The sequence below is a fragment of the Candidatus Eisenbacteria bacterium genome (assembly GCA_016867495.1).
GTDB lineage: Bacteria > Eisenbacteria > RBG-16-71-46 > CAIMUX01 > VGJL01 > VGJL01.
The window spans coordinates 1-3,621 of record VGJL01000229.1 but is presented as its reverse complement, the minus strand read 5'-3'; the positions used below and the strand labels follow the sequence as shown (position 1 = coordinate 3,621).

At 67.3% G+C, this 3,621-nt stretch carries 4 protein-coding genes; all 4 read right to left on the bottom strand.

Annotated elements, in window-relative coordinates:
* Nucleotides 1–309: 309 nt before the first annotated feature.
* Complete coding sequence (gene maf / locus FJY88_12640) at nucleotides 310–903, bottom strand: septum formation protein Maf (protein ID MBM3288182.1); 594 nt, start codon at nucleotides 901–903, stop codon at nucleotides 310–312.
* Between the two features lie 20 nt (nucleotides 904–923).
* On the bottom strand, nucleotides 924–1,472 hold the full coding sequence (locus tag FJY88_12635) for a D-tyrosyl-tRNA(Tyr) deacylase (protein ID MBM3288181.1): 549 nt from the start codon (nucleotides 1,470–1,472) through the stop codon (nucleotides 924–926).
* A 6-nt stretch (nucleotides 1,473–1,478) separates the two neighbouring features.
* Nucleotides 1,479–2,084 carry a hypothetical protein gene (locus FJY88_12630; protein ID MBM3288180.1) on the bottom strand — a complete coding sequence of 202 codons (606 nt, stop codon included), beginning with the start codon at nucleotides 2,082–2,084 and terminating at the stop codon, nucleotides 1,479–1,481.
* Nucleotides 2,081–3,621 (bottom strand): bifunctional (p)ppGpp synthetase/guanosine-3',5'-bis(diphosphate) 3'-pyrophosphohydrolase (locus tag FJY88_12625; GenBank protein MBM3288179.1); only part of this gene is annotated, 1,541 nt, incomplete at its 5' end. The genes FJY88_12625 and FJY88_12630, both read right to left, overlap by 4 nt.

Here is a 3,621-nt window from a genome sequence, read left to right as displayed (position 1 = left end):
ACACCCCCCAGGATAGATTGACAGCCGTCGGTCGCGCGCCCGCCAGTTTCGCCGCCGCTCTCCTGCAGGCGCGAACGGGATCGCGTCCGAGCCGGATCGCCTCTCGGGCGGCGAGCGCCACGCCGAACGCGCCTGCCACTCCCAGGGCGGGCGCCCCACGAATGGCGAGCGATCTGATGGCAGCGATCAGCTGGCGCGGCGAGGAGAGATCGCGATAGGTCTCCCTGCGAGGCAAGAACCGCTGATCGAGAATCCGCGCGCCTCCGCGAGCCCAGCGGATGGTTGGGATCGGGACAGGATCCCGCGCGCTCATGAGACGCCTTCCAGTTCGCCCGCCAGGCTGCGGAGACGCGCCAGAGGAAGGCCCATGACGTTGAAGTAGCACCCTTCGATTCGCCGCACGAGGAGCCCCCCGTACCCTTGAATCCCGTACGCGCCCGCCTTGTCCATCGGCTCCCCGGTAGCGATGTAGGTCTCGATCGTCGCCGGGCTCAGCTCGTCGAAGAGGACCCGCGAGCGTTCGTGGCCCGCCACGATCCGGCCGTCCCTGAGGCGCCTCAGGCAGACGCCGGTGTAGACCTCGTGCCACCGTCCCGACAGCCTCGTCAAGAGGAGGCGCGCGTGCTCCGCGTCGGCCGGCTTCTCGATGACATCGCCCTCGAGACAGACGACCGTGTCGGCCGCGAGCACGGCGTAGCCGTTCAGCCCGGAGGGCACCCAAAGGGCCTTCTCGATGGCCAGCCGCTCGACATAGGCGGCGCTCGTCTCTCCCGCCGAACGGTTGCCTTCCGCCACGCCGGGGACGAGGGTCTCGTACTGGATGCCGAGCATTCGCAGCAGCTCCCGGCGGCGGGGAGAGAGGGACGCGAGGATCACCGGCTCTCCCTTGAGCCCGAGGAGGATCGCGCCGCGGGAGAGTCCGGTCACGCCATCCCCTCGTCCGTCACCCGCCCATCCGGCGCCTGCTCCTCCCCGCCGGAGCGCGACCCTCCCGCCGCCCTCTGCGCGTCGATGGCCCGACGGCGTTTCCAGGGGGTGGAGTCGAGGAGGAGCGTCACCGGCCCCTCGTTGATCAGGCTGACATCCATCATGGCCCCGAAGATGCCGGTCGAGACAGGCACCCCGCACCCCCGCAGAAAGGCGACGAAGCGCTCGTAGAGACGCTCCGCCGCGGCGGGTTGGGCAGCGTTCGTGAAGCTCGGCCTTCGCCCCTTCTCGCAATCGCCGAGGAGAGTGAACTGGCTGATCACGAGGGCGGCGCCGCCCACGGCTGCCAGGTCGAGGTTCATCCTCCCGTCGGGATCGTTGAAGATCCTGAGAGTGGCGCACTTCGACGCCAGCCAGCGCGCGTCGGTCTCTTCGTCGCCCTCCGCCACGCCGAGCAGGATCAGCACTCCCTGCCCGATCGAGGCGCGGTACGACTCCCCCACATGGACGGATGCGCGCGCGACCCTCTGAACGACCGCGAGCACGATGGCCTACTCGAGGACCAGGTTCAGCCCGGCATAGACCGAGGCGTAGCTCAGCCCGTGCTTTCCCGACACATCCTGGTACCGATACTCCGCGTAGGTCAGAAGCGGCGTCGACGGAATCCTCAGCGAGAGCCCCCCCACGAGGTGCCACTCCCACTCGTTCCTCTCATCGCTGAGCTGCTCGGCGATGCTCGAGAGGCCGGCGTCGTCGGGCTCCACCGTGATCCGGATCTCGTGCAGGCTCCCCCCGCCGCCCCCGTAGAGACCGAACGGCTTCAGGACGAGCGGGAGCTCGATCTTGCCGGTCAAGAGATAGGCTTGATTCGCGTAATCGACGCGCCCGTGGAAGAGGGTGGACTCGAAGACGCCGTGGTCGAAGGTGAACTCCTTCGCGTAGCGTTCGTAGGCCACCTCCAGATCGACGCGTTCGAAGATCCCGAAGCCGAGCGCGACGCCGTAGATCCCGGCGCTCCCGGGATCGCCGCTGCCTGTGAAGAGGTCTCCGCGCGCGTGGGACCATCCCCCGCGGAGACCGACTTGGACCTCGCCGGAGGCGGGCGACGCGACGCACACGACAAGGACGGCCAGCAGGACCGCAAGCGACCGATTCATTCCTCCTCCTCTCCCTTCTCCGAGTCCGGCATCTTGGTGGACTCCGCGCGCCTGTCGACGCCCGTCACACCCCTTACGGAATGCACGGCGCGGATGACCTCGTTCAACTGCCTTCGATTGCGGACCTCGACGATGAAGTGCCCCTGAGCGGCCGAGTCCACGCTCTGCATCATCCCCTCGCGGATGTTCGTCTTGGTGTGAGAGATCGCCTTGGAGATGTCGGCCAGGAGGTTCTGCCTGTCGTTGCCGTGGATCTCGAGGCGCACGAGGAAGAGGGGTCCGCCCTCCACATCCCACTGAAGGTCGATGAGCCGCTCCTTCTCGACCCGCTCATCCAGGATGTTCCGGCATCCCTGGTGGTGGACCGAGACCCCCCTGCCGCGCGTGATCAGCCCGACGATCGGATCGCCGGGCACCGGCTCGCAGCAATGGGCGAACTGGATCATCACGTTGTCGATCCCCTGGACCTTGATGCCCCGCACCGGGGAGCGGGCGAGCCCCCTCAAGCGCTCCGCCGCCGCGATCGTGGAGGGGAGGGTCGCGGACTCGGGGAAGAGCCGGTTGTAGACGGCCGTCGCGGACAGCTCCCCCTGCCCCAGGGCCGCCAGGAGCGTCGACGAATCCGAAAGCCCGAAGCTCTGCGCCGCGTCCTCCAGCTCCTCCTCGGAGGGGAGCTTCTTGCGGTGGCGCCGCAGCTCCCTCTGCAGCATCTCGCGCCCGAGGGCGACGCTGTCGGCCAGGGTCTGCTGCTTCAACCACTGGCGGATCTTCCCCCTTGCCCGGCCCGTCCGGACGATCGAGAGCCAGTCCTGGTTCGGCCGGGCGGAAGGACTCGTCAGGATCTCGACCGTGTCGCCGCTGCGCAGATTGTGACGCAGAGAGACGAGCTTCCCGTTCACCTTGGCGCCGACATAGTGGCTGCCGATCTCCGAGTGGACGGCAAAGGCGAAGTCGAGGGGAGTGGCGCCGCGCGGCAGCTGCTTGAGCTCGCCGTTGGGCGTGAAGACGAAGACCTCGTCCTGATAGAGCGAGATCTTCAGCACGTCCAGGAACTCCTTCGGATCCTCCTCGGGACTGTCGACATCCACCGCCCGCATCAGGAGCAGCTCGCCCAGCTTCCGTTCCAGCTCCTGCTCCTTGCGGCCGCCTTCCTTGTAGCGATAGTGCGCCGCGATCCCGATCTCGCTCGTCAGGTGCATCTCGCGCGTGCGGATCTGGATCTCCACCATGCGGCTGGACGAGGCGATCACGGTCGTGTGGAGGGACTGGTACATGTTGCTCTTCGGGGTCGCGATGTAATCGCGGAAGCGATCGTGCACGGGGAGGAACATGTCATGGACGATCCCGAGCACCCTGTAGCAGTCGATCCGGGACTCCGTGATGACGCGAACCCCCAGAAGATCGTAGATCTCCTCGAATTGAGCCCCGGCCCGCTGCATCTTCTCCCAGATCGAGTTGAAGTTCTTCGCCCGGCCGGTGATCTCGGCCGGGATCTCCTCCTCCCTGAGCCTTTCTAGAAGAGGCTGGCGGACCGTCT